This window comes from Selenihalanaerobacter shriftii (assembly GCF_900167185.1).
Classification (GTDB): domain Bacteria; phylum Bacillota; class Halanaerobiia; order Halobacteroidales; family Acetohalobiaceae; genus Selenihalanaerobacter; species Selenihalanaerobacter shriftii.
The window spans coordinates 55,300-71,360 of the sequence record NZ_FUWM01000004.1 but is presented as its reverse complement, the minus strand read 5'-3'; the positions used below and the strand labels follow the sequence as shown (position 1 = coordinate 71,360).

At 32.0% G+C, this 16,061-nt stretch carries 17 protein-coding genes and 1 riboswitch; of the genes, 14 read left to right on the top strand and 3 right to left on the bottom strand.

Annotation, left to right across the window (positions count from 1 at the left end; translation table 11 throughout):
• The first annotated feature begins 57 nt into the window (after positions 1 to 57).
• From B5D41_RS01735 to rbsB, 6 genes are all read left to right on the top strand, one after another.
• Positions 58 to 1,080, top strand: coding sequence for a LacI family DNA-binding transcriptional regulator (locus tag B5D41_RS01735; protein ID WP_234983865.1), 1,023 nt, complete (start codon positions 58 to 60; stop codon positions 1,078 to 1,080).
• Positions 1,073 to 1,996, top strand: coding sequence for a ribokinase (gene rbsK, locus B5D41_RS01730; protein WP_078808879.1), 924 nt, complete (start codon positions 1,073 to 1,075; stop codon positions 1,994 to 1,996). The genes B5D41_RS01735 and rbsK overlap by 8 nt, the downstream gene beginning before the upstream one ends.
• Positions 1,996 to 2,391, top strand: a complete 396-nt coding sequence (gene rbsD / locus B5D41_RS01725; RefSeq protein ID WP_078808878.1) for a D-ribose pyranase — start codon at positions 1,996 to 1,998, stop codon at positions 2,389 to 2,391. Before rbsK ends, rbsD begins: the two co-directional genes overlap by 1 nt.
• The gene (locus B5D41_RS01720; protein WP_078808877.1) at positions 2,391 to 3,896 is read left to right on the top strand and encodes a sugar ABC transporter ATP-binding protein; all 1,506 of its coding nucleotides are present in this window, start codon (positions 2,391 to 2,393) and stop codon (positions 3,894 to 3,896) included. Before rbsD ends, B5D41_RS01720 begins: the two co-directional genes overlap by 1 nt.
• On the top strand, positions 3,886 to 4,848 hold the full coding sequence (locus B5D41_RS01715; RefSeq protein ID WP_078808876.1) for an ABC transporter permease: 963 nt from the start codon (positions 3,886 to 3,888) through the stop codon (positions 4,846 to 4,848). Before B5D41_RS01720 ends, B5D41_RS01715 begins: the two co-directional genes overlap by 11 nt.
• Before the next feature lie 88 nt (positions 4,849 to 4,936).
• Positions 4,937 to 5,860: a ribose ABC transporter substrate-binding protein RbsB gene (rbsB, locus tag B5D41_RS01710; RefSeq protein ID WP_078808875.1), complete on the top strand. Its 924-nt coding sequence runs from the start codon at positions 4,937 to 4,939 to the stop codon at positions 5,858 to 5,860.
• Positions 5,861 to 5,920: 60 nt separating this feature from the next.
• On the opposite strand, the gene B5D41_RS01705 is transcribed toward rbsB, so the two are convergent.
• Positions 5,921 to 6,691: a ParA family protein gene (locus tag B5D41_RS01705; RefSeq protein WP_159442867.1), complete on the bottom strand. Its 771-nt coding sequence runs from the start codon at positions 6,689 to 6,691 to the stop codon at positions 5,921 to 5,923.
• A 176-nt stretch (positions 6,692 to 6,867) separates the two neighbouring features.
• Here B5D41_RS01705 and B5D41_RS01700 point away from each other — a divergent pair, with 176 nt between their 5' ends.
• Positions 6,868 to 8,040 (top strand): MFS transporter, encoded by a 1,173-nt coding sequence (locus B5D41_RS01700; protein WP_078808873.1) that lies wholly within the window; start codon positions 6,868 to 6,870, stop codon positions 8,038 to 8,040.
• Positions 8,041 to 8,127: 87 nt separating this feature from the next.
• Here the strand turns inward: B5D41_RS01700 and B5D41_RS01695 are convergent, their stop codons facing one another.
• Together B5D41_RS01695 and B5D41_RS01690 are read right to left on the bottom strand one after the other, a co-directional pair.
• Positions 8,128 to 8,358, bottom strand: a complete 231-nt coding sequence (locus B5D41_RS01695) for a DUF1657 domain-containing protein (protein ID WP_078808872.1) — start codon at positions 8,356 to 8,358, stop codon at positions 8,128 to 8,130.
• A 192-nt stretch (positions 8,359 to 8,550) separates the two neighbouring features.
• On the bottom strand, positions 8,551 to 8,751 hold the full coding sequence (locus B5D41_RS01690; RefSeq protein ID WP_078808871.1) for a cold-shock protein: 201 nt from the start codon (positions 8,749 to 8,751) through the stop codon (positions 8,551 to 8,553).
• 196 nt (positions 8,752 to 8,947) lie between these two features.
• Between B5D41_RS01690 and B5D41_RS01685 the strand changes: the two genes are divergently transcribed.
• From B5D41_RS01685 to B5D41_RS01655, 7 genes are all read left to right on the top strand, one after another.
• Positions 8,948 to 10,141 (top strand): type II secretion system protein GspD, encoded by a 1,194-nt coding sequence (locus B5D41_RS01685; protein ID WP_078808870.1) that lies wholly within the window; start codon positions 8,948 to 8,950, stop codon positions 10,139 to 10,141.
• A gap of 18 nt (positions 10,142 to 10,159) precedes the next feature.
• Positions 10,160 to 11,419 (top strand): hypothetical protein, encoded by a 1,260-nt coding sequence (locus B5D41_RS01680; protein ID WP_078808869.1) that lies wholly within the window; start codon positions 10,160 to 10,162, stop codon positions 11,417 to 11,419.
• Positions 11,420 to 11,594: 175 nt separating this feature from the next.
• Positions 11,595 to 12,470, top strand: a complete 876-nt coding sequence (locus B5D41_RS01675; RefSeq protein ID WP_078808868.1) for a hypothetical protein — start codon at positions 11,595 to 11,597, stop codon at positions 12,468 to 12,470.
• Positions 12,471 to 12,658: 188 nt separating this feature from the next.
• Positions 12,659 to 12,745, top strand: a riboswitch (cyclic di-GMP riboswitch).
• A gap of 119 nt (positions 12,746 to 12,864) precedes the next feature.
• Entirely contained in the window at positions 12,865 to 13,452 is a 588-nt protein-coding gene (locus B5D41_RS01670; protein ID WP_078808867.1) for a hypothetical protein, read from the top strand.
• Positions 13,453 to 13,826: 374 nt separating this feature from the next.
• Positions 13,827 to 15,407, top strand: a complete 1,581-nt coding sequence (locus B5D41_RS01665; protein WP_078808866.1) for a COG1470 family protein — start codon at positions 13,827 to 13,829, stop codon at positions 15,405 to 15,407.
• Positions 15,408 to 15,753: 346 nt separating this feature from the next.
• A complete protein-coding gene (locus tag B5D41_RS01660; protein WP_078808865.1) occupies positions 15,754 to 15,906 on the top strand; it encodes a DUF1540 domain-containing protein in 153 nt (50 codons plus the stop codon).
• Between the two features lie 16 nt (positions 15,907 to 15,922).
• Entirely contained in the window at positions 15,923 to 16,051 is a 129-nt protein-coding gene (locus B5D41_RS01655; protein WP_159442866.1) for a DUF1540 domain-containing protein, read from the top strand.
• Positions 16,052 to 16,061 lie beyond the last annotated feature (10 nt).

The window sequence follows — 16,061 nt, the reverse complement described above, 5'->3', positions numbered from 1 at the left end:
CTTTCGTTACCGTTTTCAGGTATTGATTTAAATAGATATAATTAGTAGTTATGAGGAGTGAATCGATTGGGAGTTACAATTAAAGATATTGCAAAAGAATCAGGAGTTTCAATTACAACAGTTTCTAGAGTACTAAATGATAAACCTGATGTAAGTTCTAAGACTAAAGAGAAGGTAAAAGAAGTTATAGATAGATTAGGCTATAAGCCTAGCGGTGTTGCTAGAGGATTAGTATTACAGAAAACATATACTATTGGTTTAATTATACCTGATATCAGTAATCCATTTTTTCCAGAAGTAGCAAGAGGTATAGAGGATAAAGCAAAAGAAATGGATTATTCAGTTATTTTTTGTAATACTGATAATGACCATTTAGCAGAAAAAGAAGCTATTAAACTAATGAAGAGTAAGCAAGTTGATGGTATCTTATTATCATTATCGATTGAAAACAAGGAAGAATTAAAAAAATTGGAAGAAGATGATTTTCCTGTAGTTCAGATAGATAGAAAGGTTCCCAACTCTGAATTACCATCAGTAACTATTGATAATGTTCTATCTGCTTATAATGCAACTGAACATTTAATCCAGTTAGGTCATACTCAAATAGTTCATATTACTGGTGATCTTGGAACTAAAACGGCTCAAGATAGATTAAAAGGTTTCAAAAAAGCAATTAATGGTTCTGAAATTTCATATAAAGAAGAATGGATTTTAGAAGGGGATTATAGTAAAGAATCTGGATATAATTTAATGAAATCTTTATTAAAAGAACCACCACAACCGACTGCTATATTTGCAGCTAATGACTTAATGGCTATTGGAGCTTATGGTGCTGCTTATGATTTAGGATTAGAGATTCCGGAAGATATTTCGATTGTGGGTCATGATGATATTGATATTGCATCGGTTATTAGACCTGGTTTAACTACTATGGTACAACCTAAATATGAATTAGGTAAGAAAGCAGCAGAAATTTTAATTGATGAGTTAGAACGAAAAAATATAGATAAGAAAGATGAAATCTTACAACCTAAATTGATTGAAAGAGATTCTACAAGGGAGTGTAGTGATAATGTCTAATGGTGATATTTTAGTAATAGGTAGTATGAATATGGATTTAGTAGTCCAAACAGGACGTTATCCGGATAAAGGTGAGACAATTATCGGTAAGGATTTTGATCAAATTCCCGGTGGAAAAGGAGCTAACCAAGCTTTAGCAGTTGGTAAATTAGGTGGAAGTGTTAGTTTTATTGGAGCTTGTGGAAATGATAATTTTGGAGATGAATTATTAAGTAGCTTAAAGACCGGTGGAGTAAATGTGGATAATGTATTTAGAGTTGAAGAGAATACTGGTATAGCGGCTATAACTGTAGAAGAAGATGGGGATAATCGAATTATAGTAGTTTCTGGAGCTAACAGTAAATTATCTTCAAGTATGATTGATAAATTAGAAGATGAGATTAAAGAGGTAGAAGCTATTTTATTGCAGATGGAAATTCCTTTAAAAACAATAGTCCATACTATAGAACTTGCTCATCAATATCAAACGACAGTAATATTGGACCCAGCACCGGCACAGGAATTGCCAGAAGATATTTATGAACAGATTGACTACTTATTGCCTAATGAAGGTGAGTTAGAGTTATTATTACAGGATTATAATTTAACAACTACTCAAGAACAAGTTGACCAGCTTTTAGATTGGGGAGTAGGGACTATCTTACTTACTAGAGGCAAGAATGGAATTATACTTTATACTAAAGGACGACAAGAGCATTATAAAGCCATTGAAGTTGAAGCTGTAGATACTACAGCAGCCGGTGATTCATTTGCTGGTGCCTTTGCTTATGGATTGCAGCAAGGTTGGAGTGAAGAAAAAGCGATTAAATTTGGAAATCAAGTTGCAGCTTTAGTAGTAACTAAATTAGGAGCCCAAAGTTCTCTACCAACAATAGAAGATGTAGAAGAATTTAAGCAAGAAAGGGGACTTGAATAGTGAAGAAAGAAGGTATTTTAAACAATAACCTATCGAAACTAGTAGCTGAAATGGGACATACAGATAAATTAGTGATTTGTGATGCAGGCTTGCCTATTTCATCAGATGCTAACCGTATTGACTTAGCTTTAACTCAAGGAATTCCTAAGTTTCTTGACACTTTAAAAGTAACATTAGAAGAATTAGTAGTTGAAAAAGCTATTGTAGCTAAAGAAATGAAGGAAGTAAGTCCTAAACTCTATAGAAAGACTTTAGATATTTTAGATGATATTCCAGTTGAGTACTATAATCATGAAAAATTCAAGAAAAAATCAGAAGAATCTAAAGGAATAGTGAGAACTGGTGAGACTACTCCATATGCAAATATTATTCTAATATCTGGAGTTGATTTTTAATGAGAAAGAAAGAATTAATCCTAGAAATGGAGGGAATCACTAAAACATTTCCAGGGGTTAAAGCTCTTGATAATGTTGATCTAAGGCTTTATAAAGGAGAAGTCCATGCGTTATTAGGTGAAAATGGAGCTGGTAAGTCAACATTGATGAAGGTGCTAAATGGTATCTATGAAAACGATTCCGGCACCATATATTTGAAAGGAAATGAGGTTAAATTTGATAATCCTAAGGAAGCACAAAAAGCGGGTTTAGCAATAATTCATCAAGAATTAGAGTTAGTTCCTTATTTGACAATAGCTGAAAATATATTCTTAGGAAGAGAGCCTGTAAAAGGATTATTTGTTGATACTAAATGTTTAATTCAAAATACAAAAGAGATAATAGATAGACTAGGAGTAGATATTAATCCTAAAAGTAAAATCAAAAATTTGAATATTGGTAATCAGCAGATGGTAGAGATAGCTAAAGCTTTATCTCAAGATGCTAATATTTTAGTAATGGATGAGCCTACTTCATCTCTAACTCCAAAAGAAATAGATATATTATTTGATTTAATTGATAGATTGAGAGCAGAAGGAATTGCTATTGTTTATATTTCTCATAGAATGGAAGAAATCTTTGAAATCTGTGATAGAGTAACTGTTTTACGAGATGGAGTAAATGCTGGAGAAGTAAAGATTGATGAGACTGATGAGGATGAATTAATTAAGATGATGGTAGGAAGAAAGATTGAAGATAGATTTCCAGAAATAAAAGAAAACAGATCTGATAAGATATTGGAAGTTAAAGACTTAACCGTTCCGGGGAAAGTAGATAATGTTTCGTTTGAGCTTTATAAAGGAGAAGTTATAGGTGTGGCTGGTCTAATGGGGGCTGGAAGAACAGAATTAGCTAAAAGTTTATACGGATTATTTAATATTCAAAAAGGTGATATATATCTTAGAGGTGAAAAAGTAGAGATTCGATCACCTAAAGAGGCTATTGAATCAGGTATTTACTATTTAAGTGAGGATCGTAAAGGAGAAGGTTTAGTATTATCCTTATCAGTACAAGAAAATACTTCATTATCTGTACTCAATGATCTTTTAGAAATTGGATTTATAAATAAGAAGAAAGAAAAGCAGATGGCTAATAATTATATTCAGGATTTAAGGATTAAAACTCCTCATGCTAAACAGCAGGTTAGAAATTTAAGTGGGGGTAATCAACAGAAGGTTGCAATAGCTAAATTATTAACTACTGAACCCGAAATTGTTATCTTAGATGAACCTACTCGAGGAATAGATGTAGGAGCTAAAAAAGAGATTTATGAATTAATTAGTCGGTTAATTCAACAAGGTGTAGCTGTAATTTTAATATCATCTGAATTACCAGAGATTCTAAATTTAAGCCATAGAATATTAGTAATGCATGAACATCGACTTACTGGAGAAATAGCAGCTAAAGAAGCTGATCAAGAAAAAGTAATGAAACTAGCAACAGGAGGAGTTCAATATGGAGAATAAAGCAGCCAAGTCCCACTGGAATAAAACTATGGACATTATTAATAAATTCAAATCTGGTATAGGCTTAATTGGCTTAGTAATAGCACTGTCTTTTGCTAGTGATTATTTTTTAACTACTCATAACTTAATAAATGTAGCTAGACAGGTTTCTATTAATGCCATTTTGGCGTTAGGTATGACTTTTGTAATTTTAACAGGTGGTATAGATTTATCAGTAGGTTCTGTATTAGCTTTAAGTGCTGCTGTTACAGGCGGCTTATTATCTGGTGGATCTAGTGTGATTATAGCAATTATAGGTGGAATTTTAGTTGGAACTTTACTAGGTCTATTAAATGGACTAATGGTTGCAAAAGCAGATATGCCAGCTTTTATAGTGACTTTAGGTATGATGACCATAGCTCGAGGTTTAACTTTAATCTATTCTGGGGGTAGACCTATTTCTGGATTTGATAAAACTTTTAGATTTATAGGTTCAGGTTATTTAGCATCTATCCCGATTCCAGTAATAATTATGGCTTTAGCATTATTAATTGCTTATATTATTTTAACTAAAGTTCCTTATGGAAGATATGTTTATGCTATTGGTGGAAATGAAGAGGCTGCAAAGTTATCTGGAATTAATACAGATGTTGTTAAAACGGGTGTTTATGCTATTAGTGGTTTCTTAGCTGCAGTTAGTGGAGTAATCTTAACAGCACGATTGAATTCTGCACAACCTACAGCAGGGTCAGGTTATGAATTAGATGCCATAGCAGCTGTAGTTTTAGGTGGAACTAGTCTTGCTGGTGGACAAGGTGGAATCATTGGAACAATTATTGGTGCTTTAATTATCGGTGTCTTAAATAATGGATTAAATTTATTAAATGTTTCTTCATTTTATCAGTTAGTGGCTAAAGGAGCAGTAATTTTAATTGCTGTCTTTTTAGATCGTAGGAGTCAACAGAATAAATAGTATTTTAAGGAGGTGAAATTTTAAATAAGGATTAGAACATATTAATTTTAAGATTTATTAAATATTAAATACTTAAAGGAGGATACTTATGTTAAAGAACAAGTTAGTAATTTTAGGTTTAATTATGGTATTGGCTATAGGTTTAGTGGGGTGTCAAGGAAATACTCCAGAGCAAGGAGCAGATCAAGGAGATAGCTTAAAAGTAGGATTTGCTGTTTCAACACAGAATAATCCATTCTTTGTTGATCTAAAGGAAGGTGCAGAAAAGAAAGCTAAGGAATTAGGAATTAAATTATTAGTAGTAGATGCTCAAGATGATGCTGCTAAGCAATTAAGTAGTATTGAAGATTTAATCATGAAGCAAGTAGATGTATTAATAGTTAATCCAGTAGATGGAGATGCAGTAATATCAGCTATTGAATCTGCTAATGAAGCTAATATTCCAGTAATAACAGTAGATAGAGGTGCTAATGGTGGTAAGGTTATTTCTCACATTGCTTCTGATAACGTAGCTGGTGGTGAAATGGCAGCAGAGTTTGTTGCTAAAGACTTAGATAAAGCTGGAAAAGTAGTAGAATTAGAAGGTATTCCAGGAACATCAGCTGCTCGTGATAGAGGTAAAGGATTTAACCAAGGTGTAGATAAATATGAGAATATTGAAGTTATAGCTAGTCAGGCAGCTGACTTTAATAGAGCTAAAGGCATGACTGTTATGGAGAATATCTTACAAGCAAATCGTGATATTGATGCAGTCTTTGCTCATAATGATTCTATGGCTTTAGGAGCTATTCAAGCTATTGAAGCAGCAGGTAGGTTAGATGAGATTACAGTAGTTGGATTTGATGCTATCGACGATGCTAGAAAAGCAGTTAAAGAAGGTAAATTAGCAGCAACTATTGCTCAAAAACCAGGTTTAATGGGTGAGATGGCTGTTGAAACTGCTAAAAAAGTAGCTAATGATAAAGAAGTTAAAGAATTTACTCCAGTACCATTAAAGTTAATTAAAGAGTAAATAGATATTTGAATGCAATAATGATCAAGAGGCGGATTAGGTTTAACTCTAATCCGCTTCTTATATATTACCGTTTCTAATTAATTCTCTACCTAGGTTGCGGTAGGCATCAGCCCCAGGAATATTTTTGGCATAATAGATAATAGGCTCTCTTTCTTCAGCGGCTTCAGCAAATCGAATACTTCTATAAACTGTATGATCATATACTTTAATTTCCGGTTCAAATCTTGTCTTAATCTGTTTTAATATTGCTTCGGTATGGTTAGTTCTCCGATCAAACATAGTTGGTAGCACACCGTTAATACTTAGTTTACTATTTAATTGACCTTGGACTTTTTTGATCATTTTCATAAGACCATCTACCCCTCGTAATGCTAAGTATTCACAGGCAATAGGAATAATTATTTGATCGGCGGCAGTCATTGAGTTTAGGGTTAATAAACCTAAAGATGGTTGACCATCTATAATTACTATATCATAATTATCACGAATAGGATTTAAGATAGCAGTTAAGCGTCTTTCTCTAGCTACTGAATTAATTAATTCCATTTCAATAACAGCTAAGTCAACATTAGCAGGTAGAAGGTCTGCGCCAAATTCAGTTTCTAAGATAGTTTCATCAGTTACCTCTTCATCTTTTAAAGCATCATAAATAGAAGTTTCTAATTCATCGGGTTCATAGTCACAATGTAATGTCAAACCGCCTTGGGGGTCTAGATCAATTAGAAGTACTTCTTTACCAAGTTCTGATAAAGCAGCACCTAAATTTAAAGAAGTGGTGGTTTTGCCTACCCCTCCTTTTTGGTTAGCGATTATAAATATTTGTCCCAATTTGAATACCCCCTTTCTTATATTTATTATACCATTATTCACCAATATGTTCAAAAAATATCAATGGTGTTTTTGAAATTTAAGATATTTCTTTTAATTTTGAATTAGATAGTGTATATTAGTGTATGTGGCAACAAATATCTACAAAGTATTTAGTTAGACTGGAGGAAGTAGTAATGGAAGAGGTAAAAGACCGCAAAATTTTAACAGGATATGCATTTGCTATTATTTTAGTTTTTGGAATAATTATTAACTTAAAAGGAGTTGTTAATCCTTTAATTCAAGATGATTATAATATTAACTATTCTCAATTAGGATTTATTCTATCGAGTTATGCTTTCGGTAGTATATTATCGACTTCAATTGGAGGTTTTTTAATCCAAAAGATTGGTTTAAAACGGAACTTCTTTGTAGGTTTCTTTTTTAGTAGTATGGCTTTAATAATGGTAAGTTTTATTAATGAATATTCTTTATTGAGTATAGCAATGGTAATTATGGGTTTTGGTATGGGAACATTAAATGTAAGCTCTAATACTTTAGTTTCTAGGATTTTTACTAAGAATAAAGGGAAGATGATGAATGTTTTTCATCTCTTTTTTGGAATAGGCGGCTTTTTAGCACCTATTTATGCAAGAATAGTGTTTGAATTTAGTTTTGGTTGGGAGGCTACATATTCATTTGGAGTAATTTTTATCTTTTTACTCTTCTTATTTACATTAGTATGTAAGTTTCCAGATCCTAAAAAATCTTTGGATACAAAGAAAACACAGTTAAAAACAGTTTTAAAAGATAAACGAGTAATTATTTTCATGTTAGCATTTGGCTTGAGTGTAGGACTAGAAATTGGTCTTTCTAGTTGGTTAGGTGTCTATTTAGATGATGTTCAATTTAGAACTAAATCGGAAATTAGTTTTTATTTATCAGTTTTCTTTATTCTTTTTACTTTAGGTAGATTAATAGCCAGTTTAATTGTAGAAAGGTTCTCTTATTTAAAATTTGTAATGGGAACGACATTGGCGACTGTTATCTCTATTTTTTTGGGGCTAATTGGTCCAGATTCATTTGCTATCTTCTTTTCCATAACTGGATTCTTTATTTCTATGAATTTTCCTACCATACAAGCAGCAATGTTTGATATCTTTGAGGAGAATTTATCAGTTATTATTGGAGCTACCTTAACTGCAGGAAGTTTAGGTAATATAATATTGGCTAATTGGTTAACGGGGATGCTTAATGATTTATTAGGAATAAGATTAGGATATGGTGTAATGATGATTTATGGATTAGGTGTAATTGGGTTAGTTTATTATGCTCATCGTTTTTATATAAGAAGTAGTCAATTTAATTAATGAGTATAAAGGCAGTATAGAAGATTAGGGGATGTCTTCTATACTGCTTTTTGTTTTAGAGGAGAGGAGTTATTGATGAAAGGATAATTAGCTTTGTTGTTGATTCTGTTGTTGTTTTACTTTAAATTGTGGTTCTTCACCTTCTACATAATTAGTTCGGTTCTTTAAGTCTTGTACTACTTGGTCAAGCTGATTAGCACAATTATTAAACATTTGTTGGGCCATCTGATCTTGAGTTTGTAGTGCATAACTTTCCATATTAGCCTTTTCTGATTCTAAGGCAGTTAAACTTTGATGTAGGTTCTGACCTACTGTCATTTTATCACCTCTCTTTCCTTGCTATCACTAATTTGCCCTAAATTAGTAGTCTTCATAAATGCAATTTTTAGTTATAAAGTTTAAATTATTTAGACTAAGATTTAATAGGAAAATAAAAAAAGAGCCATTCGTTTAAACGAATGGCTCTTTTTAGGAATAATCTATATTATTTGCTTATGCAATAATAGACGATTATAACTTAACTACGTTTTCAGCTTGAGGTCCTCTATCTCCCTCTACAACATCAAACTCTACTTCTTGATCTTCTTCTAAAGTCTTGAATCCTTCATCTTCAATTGCAGAGAAGTGTACAAATACATCGTCTTCTCCCGGTACTTCAATAAAGCCATAACCTTTTTCTGAATCAAACCACTTAACAGTTCCTTTTTTCATAAAAATAATTCCTCCTTAAGATATGTAACTAATTTAGTTTAACATAATTAATATTATTTGTCAAGGTATAATTTTAGAATAAAAAACACAAGTTATTTTAGTAAATCGTATTGTAAAAAATTGCAAGTAATGTTATAATATTGATTAAGTTATCGTATGATAAAATTATGTCGTTAGACTGAATAAGGAGGATAATATGAAGATACAAAAGAATCAAGTTATCATTTTAGTTATTTTCTTATTAATGATAATACCTGTGATGCAGATTAATGGAAGTGTGGATGCTAAAGAGAAGAAAAAAGAACCTTTAGTAACCATGGTTCTATTTGAAACTGATTTACGAGAAGCTTTAAATGAAATATCTTTACAGACTGGAGTAGATATTATTCCTGATCAGACTGTGAATGGAGTAGTAACTGCAGATTTGCAGGAGGTACCACTCAAAAAAGCATTACGTAGAATTTTAATTGGAGGAGGATATACCTTTCGTAAGATAGATGACTTCTATCTTGTTGGATTACCTACTCCTAAGAATCCAACATTTAAAGATTTAAGTGAGATTAAAGTAGTAAAATTAAAACATATAACAGTTAGAGAGGTATTTGATATCTTACCTTCATTTTTAAAATCCTATGTTAAAGGAAGTCCTAGGAGCAATGTATTAACAATTCATGCACCTGTCAGAGAACAAAAACGAATATATGAGTTGATTGATGCAATAGACAAGCCTCAACAGCAAGTTGAGATTAAGGTAGTTGTTACTGAAATTGATTCTAAAAAAGTAAAAGAAATAGGTACTAAATTGTTAAGCTATAATAAGGGAGAACAAGGTATTAAAAGAGGTAAATATGACTCAGTAGATGATTTATTAGTACTAGAAACTGATCATTATGGAAAATTATTGACTGAACTAAGGGTTTTAGAAGAAGAAGAGAAAGCTAAAATTAAAGCAAACCCTCGAGTCTTAGTAGCTGATGGAGAGACTGCAGAATTATTTGTAGGAGACCAAGAAACACTCTTAATTACTCCAGAGGATGATGATATTACATCTCGAACTGAAGAGATCGAAGTAGGAGTTAAATTAAGGGCAACTGCTGATATTATAGGAGAAGACAAGATAGTACTTAATATTACTCCACAGATTAGTCATTTTGTGAATGAGGTTCGGCCAGATATTCTTGTTAAGAAGAACTCTGTTTCTACTACTCTTAGGCTTAAAAGTGGACAGACAGCTGTTGTAGCCGGTATGACTATGCAGAACGATTATTCACAAGATAAAAAAGTGCCAGTATTAGGAGATGTACCGCTTGTAAGGTGGTTCTTTAAGAATAAGAAAGAGCGCAAGACTGATAGAGAATTATTAGTATTTGTAACTCCTGTGATTAAGTAGGAGAGGGAGGAATTTAGTTTGCGAAAATTTCTAATCGTCATTGTACTTATTTCAAGTTTGTTTATGGCTAATTTGAATGTTGAAGCTCTTGAAGACTTACGCTCACCGATTAAAGCTAATTCTGCAAAGGAACCACTTATTGAATATACTCTTAATTTTATAGAATTAGATTCTAAAGTGTTAAATAATATTGAAGCTAGTCTTAAAACGACTGATTCAGATAAAACTAAAGATCAAGAATGGAAGATTATGACCAGTGATACTGTTTTAAAAGCAGTAAAGGATAACTCTGCTGTTGAGATTACAGGAGGATTAGATATAGAAAGAGCAAAGGTAAGATATAATTCAAGCTTAACAACACTAGGTAAGAATCCAGTAGCTGTGAGGTTAAAAGAAAAAATAATTAAGGCTGATGAAGAGAATGATTATGAACAGGAAAATGTATTTCTTGAAATTAAATTAAAGCCAAATAGAATTAGACTGAATGATTATCAGGTGCTTACTGAAGGAACGCTAAAGTATAAAGGTAAATCAGGAGTAATAATCGAAGAAGAGTTTAATAATTGGATAGGAGAATCTGCAAAAGCTCCTGTAGCTATTTTGGCGAATGAAATACAGAGTGACACAACTAAACATAAGGAGTATTTCGCTGTTTATGTAACTACTAAGGTCATATCGCAAAAAGATTTATCAAAGAAATCTCCTTTGCTTTCTATGGGGAATATTAAAGGAATGAATAAATTATTCTCTAGAGAGACTAAAGTTAATAAACCATATAAAAGAATGGGAGTTTATTTTAGCGATCAAGGAGGAAGATTAAAGTATAAAGAATGGATGCCAAATGGTAATCTTGCCTGTGCAGATCTTAATTATTATGATGGTGAATTTAGATATAAAGCCGGGATAGATTTTTCTATGAATCAGAGTGGATTATTCTTAGCTAGTCATATAAAGAATAAAGGGATTGGGGAATCAGATCCTCATTTATATTTAGGAATTGCTGATCAAGTAACTTGGAAGAATAATATTGATTTTAAAGTACATTATTTACCTATTATATATAGTAAATCTAACATAGAGACATCTCTTTCATACATAGAAACGGTGGTAAAGCTTAGACAACCAAGCTGGAATATTTGGTATAAAAACATCAATATGGAGAGTAATAAATCAGCTGAAGCTAGCATAACATATAGAGTGTCTTCAAACTTAGATATGCAGATACTGTGGGAAGAAATAGAAGAAGACGAAAGAATTTATTTAGGATTTATTTTCTAATTGCATTGAATTAATTAACACTATATGCTATAATTGTAAATATAATACAATTGTGCAGTGAATCACAAATTTATAATCCACATTATAAATGATTAGATAGTGGTATAACTAAAATTAATGGAAGTATTTAGTTAAAGAACAAAATAATTTTAATAAGTAAGTGGGGAATAACATAATGTTAATAGGGATATTAATGAATTCTGTATTTAAAAAAGATAAAGTAAAATTGCTTTTGATACTATTCTTTTTGGGAATGTATATCCTTTGCACATCACCAGTTAATGCAGCAGCAGATATTAGAGTTACTTCTCAACAGATCAGATTTGATGTTAAGACTAAGCCGACTGCTGATATCAGTGCTAATCATAAGATAAGATTTGAAAGAAGGAAGGAGAGAAAATTTGATTCAAAATCAATATATTATATCGTTAATGAGCTCCAAGACAATAGGGGAAATTCAATTTCGCCTAAATATTTGCGTGCCAAAATGTCAGGATGGTCTGATTATCATGCCTTAGATAACTTTATTAAATTCTTAGATGATGATGACTTAAAGTCAACAGTTAAATTCAAGTTAGCTAAGGAAGCCTGGTGGAAGGTACCGAGTGGGACCTATAAAGGATGGCTAGAATCAGGAAAGTCACCGGCAATTAGAGTCATAGTACATATAAGGTCTTATACAAATGTGAGTGTATATCCAGATAATGTTGAAATTAATGCTACTAGCGGGCCTGGAATCTATAAACCAGAGGAGAAGGCAAGGCTAAAAGTTGAAGCAAATCATCATAATTGGCTTCTTAATATAAATACTGAACCTTTAATTTATCAAGGTGATAGTGATGATGAGGCCAAGATTTTGCCTAAAAATATTCTGTTAGCATTAGGAGATTCAGAATATTCTTATAATAAAATGGACGAAAAAATGATAATTAATGGTAGCAATTACAGACGAGGGATTAATACAGATATTTCTTTGAAGGTAAAAGTAGGTTGGAAGCATACTGCTGGTACATATAAAGGGAAGATCAATTTTACACTGACAAATAGATAATTATATTTAAAATTTTTGATATTAAAAGTTTAATAGGTTTTCGTAATTAGTAAGGAGTCTTTATTCTCAATAATTACGAGGTAATATTAATTAGGAGGTGATATTTGCTTAAAGGGGAGTAGTAAAGGGACTGTTTTAATATCAGGTCGTGTTGGTAAGGACATAAAATATAAGAACGTATAAACTTCTTACTCATTGGAAGCTAAGACTTGTCATTCCTTAACTGGTCATCAATGGAGTGATAGTGAGCTAGTGATGAAACCGGCCAAGAGTAAAACGAGCGATCGAGGAGGCGAAGAAGTGTTATCCTTTAACTGGTCACCAATAGGGTAGCAGGGAGCCAATGGTGAACCCGGCCGCGAGTAATTTATAACCAATGAGGAGGAGAAAATTAATGAAAAAATTAATGATTTTCGGATTAGCGATGATGTTGGTATTTGGTATGAGTGTGGTTTCTATGGCGGCTGAACAGTTAGATAAAAGTGTACTTGGAGTTGACTTAACAGTTGAGGAATATGCAGAGATTGGTTTTGATGAGGCTAGTTATAATTTTACTTTTTTAGCTCCGAATGTAGATAATAATGGTGATGGACCAAGTCATTTCTTTCCGTTTAATGTTAAGTCTAATACTCCTGTAACTATAACTGCAACAGAAGGGTTGACTTCGTTACTTCAAGGAATGGTTCCTGAAGGTAAAGTATGGACTGGTGGCGATAGAGGAGATACTATAGTCTCACCATATATGACATTTGCTGATGAGAATCAAAACTTTCAAAATGGAAATGACTCTTTTGTAAAGTCTGGAGCAAATGATGGTGATGGTTGGACTAGTAAATTAAATTCTGATGCAGGTAACAATAATTATACTCTTTATTTAGGTGCTCAATGGTTCACAGATAAAGACTGGTGGGAATTAGAGGCAACAGATGGTGACAAAGAATTTAATCTTCAATTGACAGTAGCAGCTCCACAAACTTTATAAATATTAGATATATTAAGAAGGCGAGACTAAAATCTCGCCTTTCTTTTAATATAAATGATATTATCAGCAAGTGAATAAATTAAAATTCAAATAAGATATAATTTAACTAATGACATTATTAGCTTTTAAGTTTAATGTAAAGGTTTACATTTAGCATTAGTATTTAAATTAATAGCTGAATAGTTAGTAATAATATTAATTTGTATTATTAATAAAATATATGACAATATTTTAACTAACAATTTATGTAAGTTTTTAAGATTATAATGAATAATAATTAACTCAAACAAAATTTTATTTATAGCTTTATATGATAAGTAAATAACATAATAGAGTTAAGATAATTATAGGCTATAAGGTAGGGGGAGATAATTATGGATATTAGTTCAGTTTATATGAAATTGAAAGAAAAATCAGAGCATGTTTTAATGCTAAAAATAATAATTATAATTATTACTATTTTAATATTTACTCAAAATGGCTTAGCTGTTGGTGTAAAACCTTTAGTAATTGATTTGAGTATGCAACCTGGTGATATTAAAGAATTCACCTTAAATCTTACTCCTAGTGGTAGTGAAGAATTAGTTAAACTTTCATTATATCAGCCAGTACAACTTACTAACGGTAGTCTTACTTATCAAAAATCTGATACAGAATCTTTTTTAGCTGCTAAGTGGGTAGAGTTAGAGAATGATGAAGTAAAAATTTATCCTGGTCAGCAACAAACTGTTTCTGGTAGAGTAAAAGTACCTTTTAATGCTGGAGGCTCTCATACAGTAGTAATCATGGTAGAACCACAAAAAACTACTCAGAAAAAGAATGGAATTAGATTTATGGTTCGTTATGCAGTTCGCCTTAATATTAGAGTAGACAGGCCTGGGTTACGATCAGATGCAAAGCTAAAGGATTTAAAGCTGACTTCTGGAAAAGAAGGAGAGCCAATTGTCAAAGCAAGACTAAAGAATCCATCAGCCTGGGACTATTTAGTCCTAGGTGAAGCTACTATTCGTGATTCTAAGCGCCGCTTAGTAGAAAGAATAACTTTAGAGAGTAAGTCTAGTCGTAAAAATAGTCAGACTAGAATGCACCCAGGTAGCAAAGTAGATTATTTAGGAGAGATTACTAAACGATTGACATCTGGTGAATATACTTTAAGAGTCTTCTTTAGATATGGTGACCATGGTCAGATTATTAAGTCTAAACAGCTAGATATAAAAGAGGGAGACTTCAATTTTCCAGGTGCTGATGAAATCGGTGCTTTCACTGTAGAGCCTAAGAAATTGAATTTAAAACTTAAACCAGGACAGCGGAAGAGTGAAATTATTAGATTGAATAGTGAGATTGGTGAAAATACTGTCGTAGTAGTAGACGGTAGTGAGGTAGAATCGAAGTATAAATATTCTGCTTTAGAATGGTTAAAATTACGAGGTAGAAGACAGTTTACTCTCCGAGGAAGAGGAAAAGGTAGAGCAATATTGACTACAGCAGTGCCTAGGAATGTAGAAGATGGTAGTTATCATTCTAATATTAATTTAAAAGCCTATGATTCAGAGACAAAGAAGCTTTTAACTAAGAAGCAGGTTCCAGTTTCAATTGTAGTTGGTAAAGATCATAGTTATGCTGTGCAAGCTAGAAGTTTACATACTAGTTCCATAAAGGAAGGAGAATTACTTTCTTTAGATTTATTCAATAATGGAAATATATTCTGTAGTCCAGAAGCAAAGATGATAATTAAAGATAATGAAGATAAATTTGTAGAACGAGTTAAACTTAATTTGCCAGAAGGCACAGAGGAGATTCTACCGCTTAAGAATCAGCGAATCACTGGAATAGCTAAGAAATTAACTCCAGGTAAATATACAGCTGAGATTAGTATTTATCAAGGTAAGAAAGAGCTAACAAAGCTTGAAAAAGAGTTTGAGGTATTAGAATCTAAGACCGACAAAGATGAATAATTAATTGGGATGTAAAGAGGCCTGCTTTAAAGGTCTCTTTTTAGTTTTTGAAAAATAAGGTTATCACATAATTAATTGATAACGCCCACAAATTCCGTGATGACTTACATAAAGGAAAATATGGGCTATTTTAAACTCTCGCTGGTCAAACATAAAACAGCCTTAACTATATTTTTTATTTATTCCAGTCTGCTCCATTTTAAAGTGGCTTATACCAATTAATCATGTTCAAAATTTGATTAAAAAACATTAAACTTTCATTTAATTATTCAGGAACTTAATGCATATAAAGATATAATTGAAGAATAATATAAGAAAGATAAGTATAAGTAAAGGAGGAGGTAACATGACAGAAATTATCTGTTACGCTGAGAACTGTGATAATCATGGTAAGCCTAACAAATGTAAATTAGAAGGGATTACTGTAACTAAAGGTGAGTTACCAAAAGACGGTACCGATGATACTAATTGCGGTGACTTTCAACGGATGAATATCTAATTGGAGGTGAGAAATAGTGGCTAAAGTAGGATGTGAAGTAACAGAATGTATTTATAATAAGCAGAAGGCTTGTGATGCAGGTAAAATTGAGATTCAAAATGATGGACATCAGGACACAGATTGTAAGACTTTTAGTACAAAATAAGTTATTAGAA